The sequence below is a fragment of the Neorhizobium puerariae genome, assembly GCF_042429745.1.
Classification (GTDB): domain Bacteria; phylum Pseudomonadota; class Alphaproteobacteria; order Rhizobiales; family Rhizobiaceae; genus Neorhizobium; species Neorhizobium puerariae.
On record NZ_JBHMAA010000015.1, the window covers coordinates 81,460 to 100,598 of the forward strand.

At 64.0% G+C, this 19,139-nt stretch carries 18 protein-coding genes; 10 read left to right on the forward strand and 8 right to left on the reverse strand.

Annotation, left to right across the window (positions count from 1 at the left end; all coding sequences use genetic code 11):
* Nucleotides 1-58: 58 nt before the first annotated feature.
* The 6 genes from hpf to lptC form a co-directional block, all read right to left on the reverse strand.
* Entirely contained in the window at nt 59-634 is a 576-nt protein-coding gene (hpf, locus tag ACFFP0_RS13655; RefSeq protein ID WP_377261528.1) for a ribosome hibernation-promoting factor, HPF/YfiA family, read from the reverse strand.
* 314 nt (nt 635-948) lie between these two features.
* Nucleotides 949-1,320 (reverse strand): hypothetical protein, encoded by a 372-nt coding sequence (locus tag ACFFP0_RS13660; protein WP_377261531.1) that lies wholly within the window; start codon nt 1,318-1,320, stop codon nt 949-951.
* A 17-nt stretch (nt 1,321-1,337) separates the two neighbouring features.
* Nucleotides 1,338-2,894, reverse strand: coding sequence for an RNA polymerase factor sigma-54 (gene rpoN / locus ACFFP0_RS13665; protein ID WP_377261534.1), 1,557 nt, complete (start codon nt 2,892-2,894; stop codon nt 1,338-1,340).
* A 179-nt stretch (nt 2,895-3,073) separates the two neighbouring features.
* A complete protein-coding gene (lptB, locus tag ACFFP0_RS13670) occupies nt 3,074-3,856 on the reverse strand; it encodes an LPS export ABC transporter ATP-binding protein (RefSeq protein WP_377262323.1) in 783 nt (260 codons plus the stop codon).
* A gap of 36 nt (nt 3,857-3,892) precedes the next feature.
* On the reverse strand, nt 3,893-4,459 hold the full coding sequence (locus ACFFP0_RS13675; RefSeq protein WP_377261537.1) for an LptA/OstA family protein: 567 nt from the start codon (nt 4,457-4,459) through the stop codon (nt 3,893-3,895).
* Between the two features lie 11 nt (nt 4,460-4,470).
* Nucleotides 4,471-5,139 (reverse strand): LPS export ABC transporter periplasmic protein LptC, encoded by a 669-nt coding sequence (gene lptC / locus ACFFP0_RS13680; RefSeq protein ID WP_377261539.1) that lies wholly within the window; start codon nt 5,137-5,139, stop codon nt 4,471-4,473.
* Between the two features lie 245 nt (nt 5,140-5,384).
* Here lptC and sppA point away from each other — a divergent pair, with 245 nt between their 5' ends.
* The 3 genes from sppA (at nt 5,385) to ACFFP0_RS13695 (ending at nt 7,108) form a co-directional block, all read left to right on the forward strand.
* A complete protein-coding gene (sppA, locus tag ACFFP0_RS13685) occupies nt 5,385-6,341 on the forward strand; it encodes a signal peptide peptidase SppA (RefSeq protein WP_377261541.1) in 957 nt (318 codons plus the stop codon).
* A 26-nt stretch (nt 6,342-6,367) separates the two neighbouring features.
* Entirely contained in the window at nt 6,368-6,667 is a 300-nt protein-coding gene (locus tag ACFFP0_RS13690; RefSeq protein ID WP_219743876.1) for an integration host factor subunit beta, read from the forward strand.
* Between the two features lie 105 nt (nt 6,668-6,772).
* Nucleotides 6,773-7,108, forward strand: a complete 336-nt coding sequence (locus tag ACFFP0_RS13695; RefSeq protein WP_377261543.1) for a DUF1049 domain-containing protein — start codon at nt 6,773-6,775, stop codon at nt 7,106-7,108.
* Between the two features lie 21 nt (nt 7,109-7,129).
* Here ACFFP0_RS13695 and ACFFP0_RS13700 read toward each other — a convergent pair whose 3' ends face one another.
* On the reverse strand, nt 7,130-7,588 hold the full coding sequence (locus ACFFP0_RS13700; RefSeq protein ID WP_377261545.1) for an SRPBCC family protein: 459 nt from the start codon (nt 7,586-7,588) through the stop codon (nt 7,130-7,132).
* Between the two features lie 186 nt (nt 7,589-7,774).
* Here ACFFP0_RS13700 and ACFFP0_RS13705 point away from each other — a divergent pair, with 186 nt between their 5' ends.
* The 6 genes from ACFFP0_RS13705 to ACFFP0_RS13730 all read left to right on the forward strand — a co-directional run bounded on the left by ACFFP0_RS13705 (nt 7,775) and on the right by ACFFP0_RS13730 (nt 13,769).
* Entirely contained in the window at nt 7,775-8,872 is a 1,098-nt protein-coding gene (locus ACFFP0_RS13705; protein WP_377262325.1) for an RsmD family RNA methyltransferase, read from the forward strand.
* Nucleotides 8,869-9,729 carry a TrmH family RNA methyltransferase gene (locus ACFFP0_RS13710; RefSeq protein ID WP_377261547.1) on the forward strand — a complete coding sequence of 287 codons (861 nt, stop codon included), beginning with the start codon at nt 8,869-8,871 and terminating at the stop codon, nt 9,727-9,729. The genes ACFFP0_RS13705 and ACFFP0_RS13710 overlap by 4 nt, the downstream gene beginning before the upstream one ends.
* On the forward strand, nt 9,726-10,217 hold the full coding sequence (gene lspA / locus ACFFP0_RS13715; RefSeq protein WP_377261550.1) for a signal peptidase II: 492 nt from the start codon (nt 9,726-9,728) through the stop codon (nt 10,215-10,217). Before ACFFP0_RS13710 ends, lspA begins: the two co-directional genes overlap by 4 nt.
* A 148-nt stretch (nt 10,218-10,365) precedes the next feature.
* On the forward strand, nt 10,366-12,054 hold the full coding sequence (locus ACFFP0_RS13720) for a hybrid sensor histidine kinase/response regulator (protein WP_377261552.1): 1,689 nt from the start codon (nt 10,366-10,368) through the stop codon (nt 12,052-12,054).
* Nucleotides 12,055-12,153: 99 nt separating this feature from the next.
* Complete coding sequence (olsB, locus tag ACFFP0_RS13725; protein ID WP_377261554.1) at nt 12,154-13,023, forward strand: l-ornithine N(alpha)-acyltransferase; 870 nt, start codon at nt 12,154-12,156, stop codon at nt 13,021-13,023.
* 188 nt (nt 13,024-13,211) lie between these two features.
* A complete protein-coding gene (locus ACFFP0_RS13730; protein WP_377261557.1) occupies nt 13,212-13,769 on the forward strand; it encodes a ClbS/DfsB family four-helix bundle protein in 558 nt (185 codons plus the stop codon).
* A gap of 54 nt (nt 13,770-13,823) precedes the next feature.
* Here ACFFP0_RS13730 and ACFFP0_RS13735 read toward each other — a convergent pair whose 3' ends face one another.
* A complete protein-coding gene (locus ACFFP0_RS13735) occupies nt 13,824-16,133 on the reverse strand; it encodes an NADP-dependent malic enzyme (protein ID WP_377261559.1) in 2,310 nt (769 codons plus the stop codon).
* 218 nt (nt 16,134-16,351) lie between these two features.
* Between ACFFP0_RS13735 and mutS the strand changes: the two genes are divergently transcribed.
* Nucleotides 16,352-19,000, forward strand: coding sequence for a DNA mismatch repair protein MutS (mutS, locus tag ACFFP0_RS13740; RefSeq protein ID WP_377262328.1), 2,649 nt, complete (start codon nt 16,352-16,354; stop codon nt 18,998-19,000).
* Nucleotides 19,001-19,139 lie beyond the last annotated feature (139 nt).

Genomic DNA, 19,139 nt, shown 5'->3' on the forward strand with positions numbered 1-19,139 from the left:
GAGCGCTTTCGCTCCATGCGAAGAGGAGCGCCGTTTCCGACGCTCTCCTGGAGATTGTTCAGTTCTTGATATTGGTGGAATCGATCCAGCCAATATTGCCGTCGTTGCGGCGGTAAACGATGTTCAACTGCTCCTTGCCGGGGCTGCGGAACAGGAGAACGGGCTCGTCGGTCATGTCGAGCGCCATGACTGCGCTTGCCACAGTCATCGTTTTCAATTGCTTGGAGCTTTCCGCGACGATGGTCGGCGCGAAATCCTCGGGCAGTTCCTCGGCTTCATCCGGTACGCCGTCCATGACGGTATAGGCGACTTCAGCATAGCCGTTCATGTGGTTGCCGGCATGATGATCCTTGAGCCGCCTTTTGTAGCGGCGCAGGCGCTTTTCGATCCGCTCTGCGGCGGCATCGAAACTTCCCTGCGGATCATTCGCTTCTCCAGCCGCATGCAGCACGATCCCGGTATCGAGATGCACCTTGCAGTCGGCAGAAAAGCGTGAACCGGATTTTTCCACGATGACCTGGCCTGCGTACCCCCCGTCGAAGTACTTTGTAACCGCCTCACCGATCTGCTCCTCGATCCTCTGACGGAACGATTCGCCAATTTCCATATGCTTACCGGATACGCGCACACTCATGGAATTTTTCCTTCTTGTCGTGACTTGCGTGTTTCAGTCTACGCCAAGCCGACCCCTCATCCAAGCCGTTCGCATGCGACAAAACCAAATTGCTGCAATCAATGCCTGCTGGATGGCGGGACATGCTTTTGCCGCGTCCCGTGCAGTTGCGGCGGGCTTCTAACCTTCGGTGCCGGGAATGTCAACGGCTGCTGGACCCGGGATTTCTACGTAGTTTGTCGGATGCTCAGGCCGCCCGGCTACAGCATCGGCCAGAGGATCGGAATCGGTTTTCGGAAAGCACGATGCGCCGGTTCAGGAGGTTGGAGCGTCCTTCATGTGTCCATTCGGGCGCATGGCGCTCTCAGTACGATCGCCTTCATGGCCGCATGTTCGTTGTGGAAGCGGCGGACGGTCTCGATCTCCCCGGCCGTGCAGCCGAGCAGGAGCTTGATCTCGCTGTCCTTCTTGGCGAGATCGACGGTCAGGGCGATCGCAACCAGAGCCGCCGGCCTGAGCGAACCGCGCCATACGTCGATGCCTCCGCCGTCCATCGACGTCGTCCCGTCCAGGAAACCGTAGTCCAGGGGATAGACGAGATCGGGATAGCGGGGATGGCGGCTTCCGGCCGGCCGGTCGATCGTAAGCTCCGTCGTCGCGATCAGCGCCTCGAGCGTTTCCCAGAAGGCTGCGTCTTCGTTCTGCATGTCTGCCGGTGCCTGCCTCAGAAAGCCGCGACCTTGGCAATCGCCCGCTTTTCCCTGCGGCGCTGGACCGAGGAGGGGATGTTCATCGCCTCGCGGTATTTCGCCACGGTGCGGCGGGCAAGTTCCACGCCGCCCCGCTTCAGGCTGATGACGATGTCATCGTCGGAAAGCACTGCATCCGGCGTTTCCTGGGCGATGAGCTGGCGGATGCGATGGCGCACGGCCTCCGCCGAATGGCTGTCGCCGCCTTCCTCCGCCGAGCCGATCGACACGGTGAAGAAATATTTCAGCTCGAACAGGCCCCGCGGCGTTAGCATGTATTTGTTGGACGTGACGCGGCTCACCGTCGATTCATGCATCTTGATCGCTTCGGCGACGGTCTTCAGGTTGAGCGGCCGCAGGTGGTCGACGCCGTGCATCAGGAACGCGTCCTGCTGGCGGACGATCTCGGCCGCCACCTTCATGATCGTCTTGGCCCGCTGGTCGAGGCTGCGCGTCAGCCAGTTGGCGTTCTGCAGGCATTCGGAAAGGAAATTGTGGTCCTCGCCGTTCTTCGGGCAATTCTTCGAAACCGTCTGGAAATAGGCCTGGTTCACCAGGACCCGCGGCAGCGTGTCGGGATTGAGCTCGACCATCCAGCTTCCGTCGAGTGCCGCGCGCACGACGATATCCGGCGAGATCGTCTCCGAGACGCCGCTTTCGAAGCCGGCGCCCGGCTTCGGGTTGAGCCCGCGGATTTCCGCCAGCATGTCGATCAGGTCCTCGTCGTCGACACCGCAGATCTTCCGGAGCGAGGCGAAATCGCGCTTGGCGAGCAGTTCGAGATGCCTGACGAGCGCCTCCATGGCCGGGTCCAGCCGGTCCTTGAGGCGAAGCTGGATCATGAGACATTCGCTGAGCGAGCGGGCGAAGACACCGGGAGGATCGAGCGTCTGCAGCTTGCGAAGGATCGCCTCCACCTCCTCGGAATGCTTGCCGAGCCGGTCGGCGATCTCCTGCGTGCCGCCCTGCAGGTAGCCGGCCTCGTCGAGCTGGTCGACGAGATGCTGGGCGACCAGCCGGTCTCCCGGACTGGTGATCAGGAAGGGAATCTGCTGGTTCAGGTGGTCGCGCAGGGTCACCTGGCCCGCGACGAAGTCGTCGAGATCGTAATCCTCTCCCGCTTCCCCGCCCGGCATTGATTTCCACTGGCTGAGCAGTTCCGGCGCATCGGCCCGCCGGGCCGGGCCGTCATCGGGAAAGACGTTCTCGAAGCCCGTATCCAGGCCTTCGCCGAGCCGTTCGGCGGTGACCGGCGAGGAGCTTTCGTACCAGTCGCCGTCGTTCGCCGTGGAGACCGCCGCATCGTTGCCGTCGCCGGCCGCGAAGGAGATGTCGCTCTCGAAGCCTGTTTCGGCGCCGTTTTCGGCATCGCCTGATGCAAATTCGAGCAGCGGGTTCTTTTCCACTTCCTGCGCGATGAACTGGTTGAGCTCGAAATGCGTCATCTGCAGCAGCTGAATCGACTGCATCAGCTGCGGCGTCATCACCAGCGACTGGGTCTGCTTCAGGAAAAGGCTGGCGGATAAACCCATGGCGGACGCGAAACTCCTTGCAATCCCCTTGTGGCACCCCTTCGCGAGGAAACGGACACGCCTTCAGTCACGCCGCTCAGATGGCTGAATTTGCATCTGGCACGAGAATTGCTTTTTTAATGGGTTTGGTCAAGCGCCGCGGTGCGGGGAAGTAAACTTCTTTGCCGCACCGGGGTTGTCTAGAGGCTGAACTTGTCGCCGAGATAGAGGCGGCGGACATCCGGATTGTTGACGATATCGTCGGCCCGGCCATGCGTCAGCACCTCGCCCGCATGGATGATATAGGCCCGGTCGATGAGGCCCAGTGTCTCGCGGACGTTGTGGTCCGTTATCAGAACTCCGATCCCGCGTGCCGTCAAGTGGCGAACGAGGTTCTGGATGTCGGAGACGGAAATCGGGTCGACGCCGGCAAACGGTTCGTCCAGCAGCATGAAGGCCGGGTCGGTGGCGAGCGCGCGGGCGATTTCCAGACGCCGGCGTTCGCCGCCGGAAAGCGCCACGGCGGCGGACTTGCGAAGCTGGCCGATGTGGAATTCCTCGAGAAGCTCGTCGAGCTTCTTCTCCCGCTTGTCCTTGTCGGGTTGGTGTACTTCCAGCACGGCGCGGATGTTCTCCTCCACCGTCAGGCCGCGGAAGATCGAGGCCTCCTGCGGCAGGTAGCCGACGCCGAGGCGCGCCCGCCGGTACATCGGCATGTGGGTGACCTCGTTGCCGTTGATGGCGATCATGCCCTCGTCGACCGGGACGAGGCCGGTGATCATGTAGAAGCAGGTGGTCTTGCCGGCGCCGTTCGGCCCCAGCAGCCCGACGGCCTCGCCGCGGCGCACGACGAGCGACACTCCGTTGACGACACGGCGCGTGTCATAGGTCTTGGAAAGGCCGTGCGCGACCAGCGTTCCCTCGTATCGCGCTTTGTCGCGTGCAACGAAGGGTTCTGGCGCGGACGGCTTCCTTGCCGACAGACTGGAAAGCAGCGGTATTTTCACGTTTGACGTCTATTATTGCTTCGGTTGCTGCTGCTGCCGCGATTTCGGGTCGAGCATGATCTCGACGCGTCCGCCGCAGGCGTCGAGCTTGGCCTGTCCGGTTTCCATCAGCACCGTCAGCTTGCAGCCCTTGAAGACGTTCGGTCCTTCGGACAGCACGACCTGCTTGCCCGACAACACGAAAGTCTGGCTCGCCATGTCGAACTCGCCCTTTTCGGCGGTGGCCTGCTGCGTGCCGGAGCTCAGGAAAACGGTATCGTCGAGGAAGATCTTGTCGATATTGGCATTGCCCGAGGTCACGGATGCGCCTTCGCCGGTGTAGAGCACCGTCATCTTGCCGGCCTTCATCGTGGTCGTGCCCTGCACGACCTGCACGTTGCCGGTGAAGAAGGCCTTCTTTTCCTGTTCCTTGATCTCGAACTGGTCGCTCTGGATCTGGATCGGCTTGTCGTTGGAAAGCTTGAGGCCCTCCATCTGGCTGGTGGTCGACTGGGCGTGGGCGGTGGCGGCAAGACAGGAGAACAATCCTGCCGCGAACAGAACTGCGGTATTCCGGATAGGAAGGCGGCGATGCGTCATGGCGGCGGGGCCTATTTGCCTTGGTTGCGGATGGTGGCAGGGTCGAGATGGAGGCGAACCTGGCCTGTGAACGTGATGGTGCGTCCCTTATCTGTTATCTTTAAAGAGTCTGCAACAATCGAACCTTCATTCATCGAAATGTCGACCGGGTCGCGCGTGTCCATCAGGCCGGCATTGACGTCGAGATGCGCGGACTTGAAGCGGGCGGTGATGCCGTTGCTGAGGTTGACGTCGAAGGGCGCGGTGAGATCGAGCATGTCGGCGCCGCGGTCGAAATCGGCTCCGGTTGCGGTCACCCGCGCGATCACGTCGTCGTTGATCGGCACGGCGGCCTTCACGTCCTCGAGCGTGATCTTGTTCGGGTTCTCGATATCCTGCAGCGCCCGGGTCGCGGTCATCGAATAGTTGATGCCGTCCTTGTTGCGGCCGGAGATGGCCGGGCGCTCCATGACGATCTTGCCGTTCTCGATGCGGGCGTTCTCGATCGAGAGGTTCTCCGGCAGGTAGGCGCGGATGATCGAGACGCCGATGAAGAGCGCCGAGATGACGAGCGCGGCGATGGGCAGCAGGATTTTCAGCTTCCGCACCAGAGCGGAATGGGCAAGCGCCGCCTGATAGGCGTCGAGATTTGGCTCGAACGCCGCCACAAGGCCTGCCGTCTTTCGAATGTGCTGCAGCATGGATGCCGGACTTTTCCTTAGATCTTGGCCCTTCCGCACGCCGTTCCCGGGCCGTCTCCGGAAAGGAGACCGGCGCGCGCAGGCCGTGCTTTGCCCGCCAATATGGTTTTTATTCATCAACAAACAATAACGGACAACATAAAAACGTGATGTGCCCTCCTACAAAACGCGCTAGAGAGCCTATCGAGGGTGCTCGACCCAGCAAATCGCCCGCGCATCGGGCCCGCGTATCGGGAAGGTGTTTCATGGATCAAATGGCAATTGCCGACCGGCGCTCGCTGCGCCGCAAGCTCAGCTTCTGGCGTGTCGTCGCCCTCCTCCTGCTGATCGGCATCGGGTTTGCGTTCTACCGGGTCGCTCTCGGAGACGGCGCCGGCGCGGCCGTGCCGCATGTCGCCCGCATCGAGATCTCCGGCATGATCACCGATGACAAGGAACTCCTGGAACGGCTGGAGCGGATTGCCGACAGCAGCCAGGCCAGGGCGCTCGTCGTCTCGATCTCCTCGCCCGGCGGCACCACCTACGGCGGAGAGCGCATCTTCAAGGCGATCCGCAACGTGGCTGCGAAAAAGCCGGTCGTCTCCGATATCCGCACGCTTGCGGCGTCCGCCGGCTATATGATCGCGACCGCCGGCGACCAGATCGTCGCGGGCGAAAGTTCGATCACCGGTTCGATCGGCGTGATCTTCCAGTATCCGCAGATCGACGAGATGATGAAGAAGATCGGCGTCTCGCTGGAGGAGATCAAGTCGGCGCCGCTGAAGGCCGAGCCCTCGCCCTTCCATCCGGCGAGCGAGGACGCCAGGACGATGATCCGCAACATGGTGATGGACAGCTACGGCTGGTTCGTCGATCTCGTCGCCGACCGCCGCAAGCTGCCGCGCGAGGACGTGCTGAAGCTTGCCGACGGCACGATCTTCACCGGGCGCCAGGCCCTCGGCGTCAAGCTCGTCGACAAGCTCGGCGGCGACGACGATATCCGCGCCTATCTGGAGTCGCGCGGCGTTTCGAAGGATCTGCCCGTCGTGGAGTGGAAGCAGCGTTCTTCCTCCTCGTCCTTCTGGCTCGCAGGCGCCCTTGCCGAATTCGTGAGGCAGACCGGTCTCGGCCAGGCGATCGCGCCCGAGACATTTCGCGCATTCGGCGCGGACAAGTTGTTTCTTGACGGTCTGGTCTCGGTTTGGCAGGTTGGGCGCGGTTGAAAATCTAAACTTTTCAGGGGGCAACCGTGATCAAGTCTGAATTGGTACAGATCGTTGCAGCTCGCAATCCGCATCTCTACCACCGCGATGTCGAGAACATCGTCAATGCTGTGCTTGATGAGATCACAGATGCCCTGGCGGGCGGAAATCGCGTCGAATTGCGCGGTTTCGGCGCCTTTTCGGTCAAGAACCGCCCCTCGCGCTCCGGTCGCAATCCCCGCACCGGAGAAAGCGTTTTCGTCGAGGAGAAATGGGTTCCCTTCTTCAAGACCGGCAAGGAATTGCGCGAGCGCCTGAATCCCGGCCTTGCGGATGAGGACGATTGATCCTCCCGGCCGCGGCCTTCCGCCGCCCTTGAAAGCCCGTAAACCGTACCTATTCTGCAACAGACGCCGTTCGAACGGCGGAATGGCTGCTGCCGGGAGATGCCGATGGATAAGCTCAAAAGGATCGTCAGCCTTGTGATCTTCGTGCCGCTCGGCATCGTGCTGATCGTACTTGCGGTGGCCAACCGCCAGACCGTCACGCTGGCGCTCAATCCTTTCCGCCCGGAAGACGGGGTCCTTGCGGTCAGCGGTCCGTTCTTCCTGTTCCTCTTCCTCGCCGTCCTGCTCGGCATGCTGGTCGGCGCAGCGGCCACATGGCTCAGCCAGGGCAAATACCGCAAGCAGGCGCGTGTCGAGGCGAAAGAGGCCGTCAGATGGCAGAGCGAGCACAAGGCGGCCCTGGCCGGCCGGGCCGCCCCGTCGCAATTGCCCGCGAAATAACGGCCTGCGAAACCGGAAAGCTCAGGCCTGGCCGTCGGCCCTGGCGACGACGGCCTTGCTGAAATCCGCGAAGAATTGCGTCGCGAGCTTCTGCGAGGTCGAATCGATCAGCCGTGAGCCGAGCTGGGCGATCTTTCCGCCGACCTGCGCCTTGGTCGCATAACGCAGCAGCGTGTCGGCGCCGTCTTCCACCAGCGTCACGCTTGCCGAACCCTTGGCGAAACCGGCGATGCCGCCCTTTCCCTCGCCGGAGATCGTGTAGCTTTCCGGCGGGTTGATGTCGGAAAGGGTCACCTCGCCGGTGAAGCTCGCCGAGACCGGGCCGATCTTCAGCTTCACGGTGGCGGCGAGTTCGGTCGGGGATTTCTGCTCCAGGCTCTGGCAGCCCGGAATACACTGGCGGAGGATTTCCGGGTCGTTCAGTGCCTGCCAGACCACTTCGCGGGGCGCCGCGATACGTTCTTCACCGCCCATATCCATGTGCTGATCCTCCCTGGAACACGTCGGCAATCATATTGCAGCGGCGGATGTTTTTGCCAAGGGGGACGTGAGGCGGACAGGCCGTCCGCCAAGAAAACCCCGGGCGTCACCGGCGCATGGCTTTGAAGAATGCGCGGCAGATGCTATCTGCTGCCTCACGAAGAAGAACCCAGGCGGATGAACGCATTGAAGAACAAGGAACGGCGGCCGGGTGAGAAGACCCGGCCGGAGGCCGGCAACCGGCAGGGGCGGGGGCATGCCGCCCCGTCGAGGCCGGCGGTCCGGCCGCAGGAGAAGGCCGCAAAACCCGCCGCGACGACGCCGGCCGAAAACCGGCCGCTGATCGCGCGCACCGGCGAGCTGCCGGCCGAGCGCGTGCCGGTTATCCTGGAATCCTCGGGCGCGGGCGATTTTCATCTGATCGACAGCGGAAAGGGCCTCAAGCTCGAGCAATACGGGCCATACCGCATCGTCCGTCCCGAGGCGCAGGCGCTCTGGCAGCCGTCCCTGCCTGCCCATGTCTGGGAAAAGGCGGATGCCGTCTTCACCGGCGACACCGACGAGGACGGCATGGGACGCTGGCGTTTTCCAAGGGAGGCGCTTGGCGAGAGCTGGCCGCTTTCGCTGCTCGGCGTCGATTTCCTCGGCCGCTTCACGGCCTTCCGCCATGTCGGCGTCTTCCCGGAACAGATCGTCCACTGGGACTGGATGAAGGCGCGCATCGAGGAGGCCCGGGGCGGGGCGGGGCGGCCGGTCAAGGTGCTCAACCTTTTCGGCTATACCGGCGTTGCTTCGCTTGTCGCTGCGGCGGCCGGCGCCGAGGTCACCCATGTCGACGCCTCGAAGAAGGCGATCGGCTGGGCGCGCGAGAACCAGGCGCTCGCCCGGCTCGACAGGGCGCCGATCCGCTGGATCTGCGAGGATGCCATGAAATTCATCCTGCGCGAGGAACGCCGCGGCAACCGCTACGACATCATCCTGACCGACCCGCCGAAATTCGGCCGTGGCCCGAACGGCGAGGTCTGGCAGCTCTTCGATCACCTGCCGCTGATGCTGGATATCTGCCGGGAGCTGCTGTCTGCGAAGGCGATCGGCCTTGTCCTCACCGCCTATTCCATCCGGGCGAGCTTCTATTCCATCCACGAACTGATGCGCGAGACGATGCGCGGGGCAGGCGGCGCGGTGGAATCGGGCGAACTCGTCATCCGCGAGGCGGGGCTTGACGGCAAGGGCCGCGGCCGTGCGCTTTCCACCTCTCTCTTCAGCCGTTGGGTGCCTGCATGATCGACGATTTCCAGAAATCGGGGCCAAGGCGGGTGGGGCAGGTGAAGGAAGTCACCTCGCTCGCCAACCCGATCATCAAGGATATCAAGGCGCTTGGCAACAAGAAGGACCGCGAGGAAAGCGGAACCTTCATGGCCGAGGGCCTGAAGCTCGTCATCGATGCGCTGGAGCTCGGCTGGTCGATCCGTACCCTTGTCTACGCCAAGGCCGCCAAGGGCAAGCCGCTGGTCGAGCAGGTCGCGGCAAGGACCGTGGCGCAGGGCGGGCTGGTGCTGGAGGTCAGCGAGAAGGTGCTGTCATCGATCACCCGCCGCGACAATCCGCAGATGGTGGTCGGGATTTTCGAACAGCGCTGGAAACGGCTCGATGACCTGAAGCCGGCAAGCGGCGAGACCCTCGTGGCGCTCGACCGGGTGCGCGATCCCGGCAATCTCGGCACGATCATCCGCACGGCGGATGCCGCCGGCGCGTCGGCCGTCCTGCTGGTCGGCGAATGCACCGATCCCTTTTCGCTGGAAACCGTGCGCGCCACCATGGGCTCGATCTTCGCCATGTCGGTCGTCAAATGCTCGGCCGGGGAGTTTCTCGCCTGGCAGAAGAGGTCCGACGCGCAGGTCGTGGCGACCCATCTCGCAGGCGCCGTCGATTACCGCACCGTCGACTACGCGAGGAAGCCGGTCGTCCTGCTGATGGGCAACGAACAGTCCGGCCTGCCGGACAATCTCGCCGGCGCGGCCGACCGCACCGTGCGCATCCCGCAGCAGGGCAGGGCCGATTCGCTCAATCTCGCGGTCGCCACCGCTGTCATGCTTTTCGAGGCGCGCCGCCATCTGCTGACCCTGGACGAGAAGAAATGACCGAACGCGCAGCCTTTCTCTCAAGACCGCTGGTGGCCCTGATCGTCATCGTCGTTGCGGTGGTCCTCGACCAGGCGGTGAAGATCGCCGTCGAAGCCTATCTTCCCATGGAAGAGGCCGTGCCGCTGCTTCCGGTCCTGGCTCTCTACCGCACCTACAATCTCGGCGTCGCCTTTTCGCTGCTCTCCGGCATGGAGCGCGAATTCATCGTCGGCATGCGGGTCCTCATCGTCGCATTCGTGCTCTGGCTCTGGCGCAGGACCCCGAAGGACCGGCCCTTTGCCCATGCCGGCTTCGCGCTGATCATCGCAGGCGCGATCGGCAACCTCATCGATGGGTTCGTCTACGGCCATGTGATCGATTATATCCTGTTTCACACGGCGACCTGGTCGTTCGCGGTCTTCAATCTGGCGGACAGCTTCATCACCATCGGGGCCGGGCTGGTCATCCTTGACGAACTTCTGGGGCCAAAAAAGATTGATCAGTAAATTTTTACCGGATTGATCTAAGGAATGGGAAAGAAACGCCGGTAGTCTTTCCCGCATGCGCGACATTGCCGAAATACATGACCGTATTACCAAAGCGTTCGCGTCTCCTGCCTCGGCCGATACAGCCGAATCGGCGGCCGAACAGGTCGTGCCCGCGTTGGGGCTGCGCCTGACGGACGACCGAAACCGGTCCTCAGGCGCGATAACCGCTCTCTTTTCCCGCGCGTCTGGATGGTTCCGCCGGCGCACCGTCGCCCGGCTCCATCACGCCTGGCAGGAGGCGGAGGCCGCCAGCGCGGCCAAATCCCGCCAGATCGCCACCGTCGTCCATGAAATCCGCACGCCACTGAACGGCATCCTCGGCATGACCCATCTGCTCGGCCAGACGAAGCTGACGGCGGAACAGCAGAATTACCTGAGCGGCATCCGCCAGTCGGGCCACGCGCTCGCCCAGCTCGTGGAAGACCTTCTCGACTATTCGACGCTGGAGGCCGGCCGCTTCCGGCTGAATAACCGCGCGGAAAACCTGCGCCACCTGATCGAGAGCGTCGTCGAGATGCTGGCGCCCCGCGCGCATGAAAAGCGCATCGAGATCGCCGCCACCGTCGCGGCCGACCTGCCCGATCTTCTCGATTTCGACCCGGCGCGCATGCGGCAGGTGCTTTTCAACGTCATCGGCAACGCGGTGAAGTTCACCATTGAGGGCGGCGTGCTGGTGCGGGCCTTCATCGAGAGCGGCGTGGTCGCCATCGCCGTCGCCGATACCGGTCCCGGCATGACCGCCGAGGAACAGGCCCGGATCTTCGGGGAATTCGAGCAGGCCGGCACCGCGGAAGCGCGCAGCGGCGGCACCGGCCTCGGGCTCGCCATCGCATCGCGCATCCTCACCGAATTCGGCGGCTCGCTTTCCGTCGCCAGCCGCAAGGGAACCGGCACGACCTTCACCATCCGCTTTCCGCTGCACCTGGCGGAAGCGGCCCAGTCGGGGGCGATCGAAAGGAACCAGTTGCTGGCCCGCTCGCGCGTCCTGCTTCTGGCGCCGGAAGGACCCGCCGCCACCGCGACCGTCTCGACGATCCAGACGCTCGGCGGCCGTTGCCGCCATGTGTCCAGCACCGCCGACGCGCAGGCGCTGATCGACCGGGAGGCGGGCGGTTCCATGCCGTATACCGATCTGATCGTCGACCACCGGCTCGCATCGGACTACGCCAACGAGAAGGCGCATGCGCCGCTCCATCGCATCCTGCTCGTCAACCCGGAGGAAAGAGCCTCCCAGCCGCAGGATTTCTTCGACGCCTGGCTGATCCGGCCGCTTCGGGAGAAATCGCTGATCGACGTGCTGAGCGGCCGGCTGAGGGGGTTCCGCACGCGCGACGTGCTCAGCGACGTCCAGCCGCCCCCGCCGTCCGCCGAGGCGCGAAATGCCGCGGGGCTCGACGTGCTCCTCGGCGAGGATGATCCCGTCAGCGCGATGCTGATTCGCGCCATCCTCGGAAAGGCGGGGCATCGCGTCCGCCTTTCCGAGGATTTTCCGGCGATGATCGACGCCGCATCGAAGCAGGATATCCGGCCGGATCTCATCATTTCCGACATGCACATGCCCGGCGGCAGCATTTTCGATCTCCTTTCGGCGATACGTGACGAGAGCAGCCCGGATACGGGCCTGGCCGTTCCGGTGATCGTGCTGACCGGCGAGAGCAGCGAAGCGGTCCATCGCGAGGCGCTTCTCGGCGGCGCCTGCCGCGTGCTCGGCAAGCCGGTCGATCCGCTAAAACTTCTTGAGGAAATCCGCGCCCTGGGTCTTCTTCCCGACACGGAACGTCAACAGGTCCGTTGACGGGATCATCCGCGGAACATATTGTGACAACAGCTGTCACGTTCTTGTCGCAGAGACGTGATTTATGGCGGTGATCCAACCGGTACGGGAAGAATCACCGTGACAATTGAACTCCTGAACCGTGAATTGACCCCTGAAACAAACCAGGCAGCGGCACCCACACTGAGCGGCGATGTGCTGGGCCGTATAGGCACGCTCGAAACCCGTCTGGCGCGCAACGATCGGGAGATCGATGCCGCACAGGCGGTTCGTTATCGCGTATTCGTCGACGAGATGAATGCGACCCTGAACCCGGACGCGATGCGCAGCCATCGCGACATCGACGCCTACGACGCGATCTGCGACCACCTTCTGGTCGTCGACAACGCCATCGAAGGCGATATCGAAGACCAGATCGTCGGCACCTACCGCCTGCTGAGGCAGGAAGTGGCGCTCGCCAACGGCGGCTTCTATTCGGCATCCGAGTTCGATATCGAACCGCTGCTCGCCCGCCATCCGGACAAGCAGTTCATGGAGCTCGGCCGCTCCTGCGTGCTGCCGGATTATCGCACCAAGCGGACGGTGGAACTGCTCTGGCAGGGCAACTGGGCCTATTCGCTGAAGCACGGCATGCACGCCATGTTCGGCTGCGCATCCTTCGCGGGCACCCAACCGGAAGAGCATGCGCTGGCGCTTTCCTTCCTGCACCATACCGTTCTGGCAAAGGGTGACTGGGCCGTGTCCGCCCGTCCGGAACTCCATTGCCAGATGGATCTGATGCCGCCCGAGGCCGTCAACGCCCGCAAGGCGCTGACCACGCTGCCGCCGCTGATCAAGGGCTACCTGCGTCTCGGCGCGATGATCGGCGACGGTGCGGTGGTGGACCACGCTTTCAATACGACCGACGTTCTGGTCGTGCTGCCGATCGCCTCGATCTCCAGCCGCTACGTCAACTACTACGGCGCCGACGCGGGCCGTTTCGCGAGCTGAGGGTTATCCGGGGCCTGTCGACGGAAGCAGGCCGCTCGCCTCCTGAACCGCGCATGCCAGCCTTTTGAATCCACGCATCGTGCTTTCCGAAAATCGGTTCCGGTTTTCGGGCCGATGCTGTAGGCCATTCATTCCGGGGCCAGCCGCGTCCGGGCGACGCGGGCAAAGGCGACCGCAGAAAAAAGACCATGGCCGTCCCTCAGAACAAAGACGAACTGCTCAAGGCTATCGATTCGAGTTTCGCCAGACTCCTGAAAGAGCTGGAGGCGGTTCCGCCGGATTTGGTCGAAGAGCCCGGCATGGAAGGCCATGCGCAGGGAACGCGGATGAGCGTTTCCGATCTGGTCGCCTACCTGATCGGATGGAACGAACTCGTCCTGAAATGGCTGGAAAGGGATGCCGCCGGACAGCCGGTCGATTTCCCCGAAACGGGTTTCAAGTGGAACGAACTCGGCAGGCTCGCGCAGAAATTCTACCGCGATTACCGGGGCATCGCCTTCGACGGCCTGCTTGAACGTCTCGGCGCGGCAAGGGCGCGGATCGTCTCCGTCATCGAGAGCTGCGACAACGACGGCCTTTACGGACGCCCATGGTATGGGAAATGGACGATGGGGCGGATGATCCAGTTCAATACCGCGTCGCCCTACGACAATGCGCGCGGCCGCCTGCGGACGTGGCTGAAGGCGAAGGGCGTCCCGCGAAAGCGGCAGGTTCCGCAGGCAGGATCGCGAAAGCCGGAAGGATGAGATCCGGCGGCCCGGACGGAAGGCGGGAGCGCCGAACGCGCTCCCGTTCCGGGTTCAGGAGCCGGCGTTGTAGGCCGCGATCGCCGCCATGTTGACGATGTCGGTGTCCTTCGCGCCCATCGAGGTGATCTGGACGGACTTGTCGAGGCCGACGAGCAGCGGGCCGATGACCGTCGAGGCGCCGAGTTCCTGCAGCATCCGCGTCGAGATCGAGGCGGAATGGATCGCCGGCATGACGAGCACGTTGGCGGTGCCGGAAAGGCGGCAGAACGGATACTGTTCCATGCGGTGCGGATTGAGCGCCACGTCGGCCGCCATCTCGCCGTCGAATTCGAAATCGACGCGCCGCTGGTCGAGGATCTTCACTGCCTCGCGTACCCGTTCCGAGCGCTCGCCGATCGGCTGCCCGAAGGTGGAATAGGCGAGCATCGCCACGCGCGGCTCGTAACCCATGCGGCGCGCGAGCCGGGCGGCTTCGACGGCGATGTCGGCGAGGTCCTCGGCGCCCGGCATGTCGTGGACGGCGGTGTCGGCCACGAAGATCGTCCGGCCCCGGGCGACCACGAGCGAGACGCCGATGACCCTGTGCCCGGGCTTGGCGTCGACGCAGCGGCGCACATCCTGCAGCGCGGTCGCATAGTTGCGGGTCGCCCCCGTCACCATCGCGTCCGCGTCGCCGACCGCCACCATGGTCGCCGCGAAATGGTTGCGGTCGTTATGGATCAGGCGCTGGACGTCGCGATGGAGGAAGCCCTGGCGCTGCAGGCGGGCGTAGAGATGGTCGATATAGGCATCGACACGGGTCGAGAGGCGCGCATTGACGATCTCGATTCCCGGCCGCTCGAGGTCGATGCCGGCTTTTTCCGCGGTGGCGCGGATCACGTCGTCGCGGCCGAGCAGGATTGCGGTGCCGAGCCCCTGCTGGCAGAAGGAGATCGCCGCGCGCATGACCTGTTCCTCTTCCGCCTCGGCGAACACGACGCGTTTGGGAAAGCGGCGGACGCGCTCGTAGATGCTCTGCGTCGTCGCGGCGATCGGGTCGCGGCGGGCGGAGAGTTCGCGGCCATAGGCGGCAAGGTCGGTGATGTTCCTGCGGGCGACGCCGCTTTCCATGGCCGCTTCCGCGACCGCGACGGGGATCGCCGAGATCAGCCGCGGGTCGAAGGGCACGGGGATGATGTATTGCGCGCCGAAACGCGGCCGGTTGCCCTGGTAGGCGGCGGCGACGTCATCCGGCACGTCCTCGCGGGCGAGGTTTGCCAGCGCCCTGACGGCGGCGATCTTCATCGCGTCGTTGATCTGGCTGGCGCGCACGTCGAGCGCGCCGCGGAAGATGTAGGGGAAGCCGAGAACGTTGTTGACCTGGTTCGGATAGTCGGACCGGCCGGTCGCCATGATCGCGTCGTCACGGATGCGGGCGACCTCTTCCGGCGTGATTTCCGGGTCCGGGTTGGCCATGGCGAAGATGATCGGCTTGTCCGCCATGGAGCGGATCATGTCTTCCGTGAAGGCGCCCTTCTGGGAGAGGCCGAGCACCACGTCGGCTCCCTTCATGGCTTCCGCCAGCGTCCGCCGGTCGGTCTTGACCGCATGCGCCGATTTCCACTGGTTCATGCCCTCGGTGCGGCCCTGGTAGATGACGCCCTTGGTGTCGCAGAGGATGATGTTGTCGGGGTTGAAGCCCATCGCCTTGATCAGCTCCACGCAGGCGATCGCGGCAGCGCCGGCGCCGTTGCAGACGAGTTTGGCGCTCTTCAGGTCGCGGCCGGTCAGCTCCAGCGCGTTGATCAGGCCCGCGGCGGCGATGATCGCCGTGCCGTGCTGGTCGTCGTGGAAGACCGGGATGTCCATCAGCTCGCGCAGGCGGCTTTCGATGATGAAGCATTCCGGCGCCTTGATGTCCTCGAGATTGATGCCGCCGAATGAGGGGCCGAGAAAGCGCACGCAGTTGATGAATTCGTCGACATTTTCGGTGTCGACTTCGAGATCGATGGAATCGACGTCGGCGAAGCGCTTGAACAGCACCGACTTGCCTTCCATCACCGGTTTCGAGGCGAGCGCCCCGAGATTGCCGAGGCCGAGGATCGCGGTTCCGTTGGAGATCACGGCCACCATGTTGCCACGGGTCGTATAGTCGTAGGCGGTGGCGGGATCGGCCGCGATCGCCTTGACCGGCACGGCCACGCCCGGCGAATAGGCGAGCGAAAGGTCGCGCTGCGTCGCCATCGGCTTGGTCGGATTGATTTCCAGCTTGCCGGGTCGGCCCTCGGCGTGGAAATCCAGCGCTTCCTGCTCGGTCACGGAAGCGCGCGTGCGGGTAGTCCCGTGTCCAGCCCCGTGTCCACCATTGTCGTTGACGGGCATGTCTCCTCCAGCTTCAGCTTTTTGTGGGCAGCCGTTCTTGAGGCCGCGGCAGATGTTGTCTTTCAGGGGCCAACATCGATAGTGTCGTCAGTTCCCTTGCGCAACAAAAATTCGGTTCCGTGACCCAGTTTGAAAGATTCCCCATCGACGTCCAAAGGGGCGAACCCCTGAATGCCGCCGAGCTCGCCTCGGAGGAAAGCCGCGCATCCGCGACGCCGATGATGGAGCAATATATCGAGATCAAGGCGAACAATCCGGGTTCGCTGCTCTTCTATCGCATGGGCGATTTCTACGAGCTCTTCTTCGAGGATGCGGTTGATGCGTCGCGTGCGCTCGGCATCACGCTCACGAAGCGCGGCCAGCACATGGGGCTGGATATTCCGATGTGCGGCGTTCCGGTGCATGCCGCCGACGACTATCTCCAGAAGCTCATCGCGCTCGGTTTCCGCGTCGCCGTCTGCGAACAGGTGGAAGACCCGGCGGAGGCCAAGAAGCGCGGCTCGAAATCGGTGGTGAAGCGCGACGTCGTGCGCCTCGTCACGCCCGGCACGATCACCGAGGAAAAGCTGCTCGTCGCCTCCGAATCGAATTACCTGATGACGCTCGCCCGCATCCGGGGAACGGCCGAGGCGCAGATGGCGCTTGCCTGGATCGATATCTCCACCGGCGTTTTCCGGCTTGCCGAGACGGATCAGTCGCGCCTGCTCGCCGATATCCTGCGCATCGATCCGCGCGAGCTGATCCTGCCCGATACGATCTTCCATGACGCGGAGCTGAAGCCGGTCTTCGACGTGCTGGGCAAGGTCGCGACGCCGCAGCCTTCCGTGCTGTTCGACAGCGCCACGGCGGAAGGCCGCATCGCGCGTTATTTCGGGGTCGGCACGCTCGATGGTTTCGGCACGTTTTCCCGCTCCGAACTCGCAGCCGCTGCGGCCGCGATCGCCTATGTCGAGAAGACGCAGATTTCCGAACGGCCGCCGCTCGGCCGGCCGGAACGGGAAAGCGGCGTCTCCACGCTCTTCATCGACCCTGCGACCCGGGGCAATCTGGAGCTTGTGAAGACGCTTTCGGGGGAGCGCGACGGCACGCTTTTGAAAGCGATCGACCGCACGGTCACCGGCGGCGGCGCACGGCTGCTCGCCGAGCGGCTGATGTCGCCGCTGACCGATCCGGACCGCATCAACCGCCGCCTCGACTCGGTTTCCTTCCTGCTGGAGGAGCCGGGCCTCTGCGGCGATCTGCGTTCGGCGTTGAAACATGTGCCGGACATGCCGCGCGCCCTGTCGCGGCTGGCGCTCGACCGCGGCGGTCCGCGCGATCTCGGCTCCATCCTGCAGGGCCTGGAAGCGGCGCGCGGCGTCGCGGCCTTCATGGACGCGGCCATGCTGCCGGAGGAACTGGGCGAGGCGCTCGCGGGCCTGAAGGCCCTGCCGCTGCATCTCGAATCCATGCTCGGCAACATGCTGGCCGGGGAATTGCCGCTCCTGAAACGCGATGGCGGCTTCCTGGCCGAAGGCGCCCATTCCGAACTGGACGAGGTGCGGGCGCTGCGCGACCAGTCGCGCAAGGTGATCGCCGGCCTTCAGCTTCAATATGCCGAGGAGACCGGCATCAGGTCGCTGAAGATCAAGCACAACAATGTGCTGGGCTATTTCATCGAGGTGACGGCCGGCAATGCCGGCACGATGACCGACACGCCGGAAGGCAAGGCGCGCTTCATTCACCGCCAGACCATGGCGAATGCCATGCGCTTCACCACGACCGAGCTTGCCGATCTGGAAAGCCGCATTGCCAACGCCGCCGACCGGGCGCTGACGATCGAGCTGGAAGCCTTCGACAGGATGGTGGAGGCCGTCACCTCCGAGGCCGAGACGATCAAGGCCGGCGCGCGGGCGCTCGCCGTCATCGATGTCGCGGCCGGCCTCGCGATGCTGGCCGAGGAATGGGATTACCGCCGTCCGGTGGTGGACGATTCCCGCATGTTCTCGATCGAGGGCGGCCGCCATCCGGTGGTCGAGCAGGCGCTGCGCCGCCAGTCCTCCGGCCCGTTCATCGCCAACGATTGCGATCTTTCGCCGAGCGGTGGCGGCGAATTCGGGGCGCTCTGGCTGCTGACCGGCCCGAACATGGGCGGTAAGTCGACCTTCCTGCGCCAGAACGCGCTGATCGCCATCCTTGCCCAGATGGGCTCCTTCGTGCCGGCGGCCTCGGCGCATATCGGTATCGTCGACCGGCTCTTCTCCCGCGTCGGCGCGTCGGACGACCTTGCGCGCGGCCGCTCCACCTTCATGGTCGAGATGGTCGAGACGGCGGCGATCCTCAACCAGGCGAGCGACCGTTCGCTGGTCATCCTCGACGAGATCGGCCGCGGCACGGCGACGTTCGACGGCCTGTCGATCGCCTGGGCGGCGGTGGAGCACCTGCATGAGGCGAACCGCTGCCGCGGCCTTTTCGCCACCCATTTCCATGAACTCACCGTGCTCTCGGAAAAGCTGAACCGGCTTTCCAACGCCACGATGCGGGTCAAGGAATGGGACGGCGAGGTGATCTTCCTGCACGAGGTCGGGCCGGGTGCGGCCGACCGCTCCTACGGCATTCAGGTCGCCCGGCTCGCCGGTCTTCCCGATTCCGTGGTTGCCCGCGCCCGTGACGTGCTGACCAAGCTTGAGGATTCCGACCGCAAGAACCCGGCGAGCCAGCTCATCGACGACCTGCCGCTCTTCCAGGTGGCCGTGCGCCGCGAGGAAACAAGGCGCGCCGGCCCGTCGAAGGTGGAGGAGGCGCTGAAGGCGATCAATCCGGATGACATGACCCCGCGCGATGCGCTCGATGCGCTCTACGCGCTGAAGAAGCAGCTCGGAAGTTAAGTCTGCGCTTTTTGGGATGAGAGGGAGAATTCTCAAACGTTTCATGTAGTGCGCCGTGTTCTCAATCGCCCCATGTCTTTCCGCGCCGGACATGGTAAAGGCCTTCGGAAATCATGATCGAGACCGCTTTCACCGGATA

Bases quoted from the DNA above. Each gene is read 5' to 3' on its own strand.
- hpf (WP_377261528.1), bottom strand. From the start codon at position 634: ATGAGTGTGCGCGTATCCGGTAAGCATATGGAAATTGGCGAATCGTTC.
- ACFFP0_RS13660 (WP_377261531.1), bottom strand. From the start codon at position 1,320: ATGCAGAACGAAGACGCAGCCTTCTGGGAAACGCTCGAGGCGCTGATC.
- rpoN (WP_377261534.1), bottom strand. From the start codon at position 2,894: ATGGGTTTATCCGCCAGCCTTTTCCTGAAGCAGACCCAGTCGCTGGTG.
- ACFFP0_RS13675 (WP_377261537.1), bottom strand. From the start codon at position 4,459: ATGACGCATCGCCGCCTTCCTATCCGGAATACCGCAGTTCTGTTCGCG.
- lptC (WP_377261539.1), bottom strand. From the start codon at position 5,139: ATGCTGCAGCACATTCGAAAGACGGCAGGCCTTGTGGCGGCGTTCGAG.
- sppA (WP_377261541.1), top strand. From the start codon at position 5,385: ATGGATCAAATGGCAATTGCCGACCGGCGCTCGCTGCGCCGCAAGCTC.
- ACFFP0_RS13695 (WP_377261543.1), top strand. From the start codon at position 6,773: ATGGATAAGCTCAAAAGGATCGTCAGCCTTGTGATCTTCGTGCCGCTC.
- ACFFP0_RS13700 (WP_377261545.1), bottom strand. From the start codon at position 7,588: ATGGATATGGGCGGTGAAGAACGTATCGCGGCGCCCCGCGAAGTGGTC.
- ACFFP0_RS13710 (WP_377261547.1), top strand. From the start codon at position 8,869: ATGATCGACGATTTCCAGAAATCGGGGCCAAGGCGGGTGGGGCAGGTG.
- lspA (WP_377261550.1), top strand. From the start codon at position 9,726: ATGACCGAACGCGCAGCCTTTCTCTCAAGACCGCTGGTGGCCCTGATC.
- ACFFP0_RS13730 (WP_377261557.1), top strand. From the start codon at position 13,212: ATGGCCGTCCCTCAGAACAAAGACGAACTGCTCAAGGCTATCGATTCG.
- ACFFP0_RS13735 (WP_377261559.1), bottom strand. From the start codon at position 16,133: ATGCCCGTCAACGACAATGGTGGACACGGGGCTGGACACGGGACTACC.
- mutS (WP_377262328.1), top strand. From the start codon at position 16,352: ATGATGGAGCAATATATCGAGATCAAGGCGAACAATCCGGGTTCGCTG.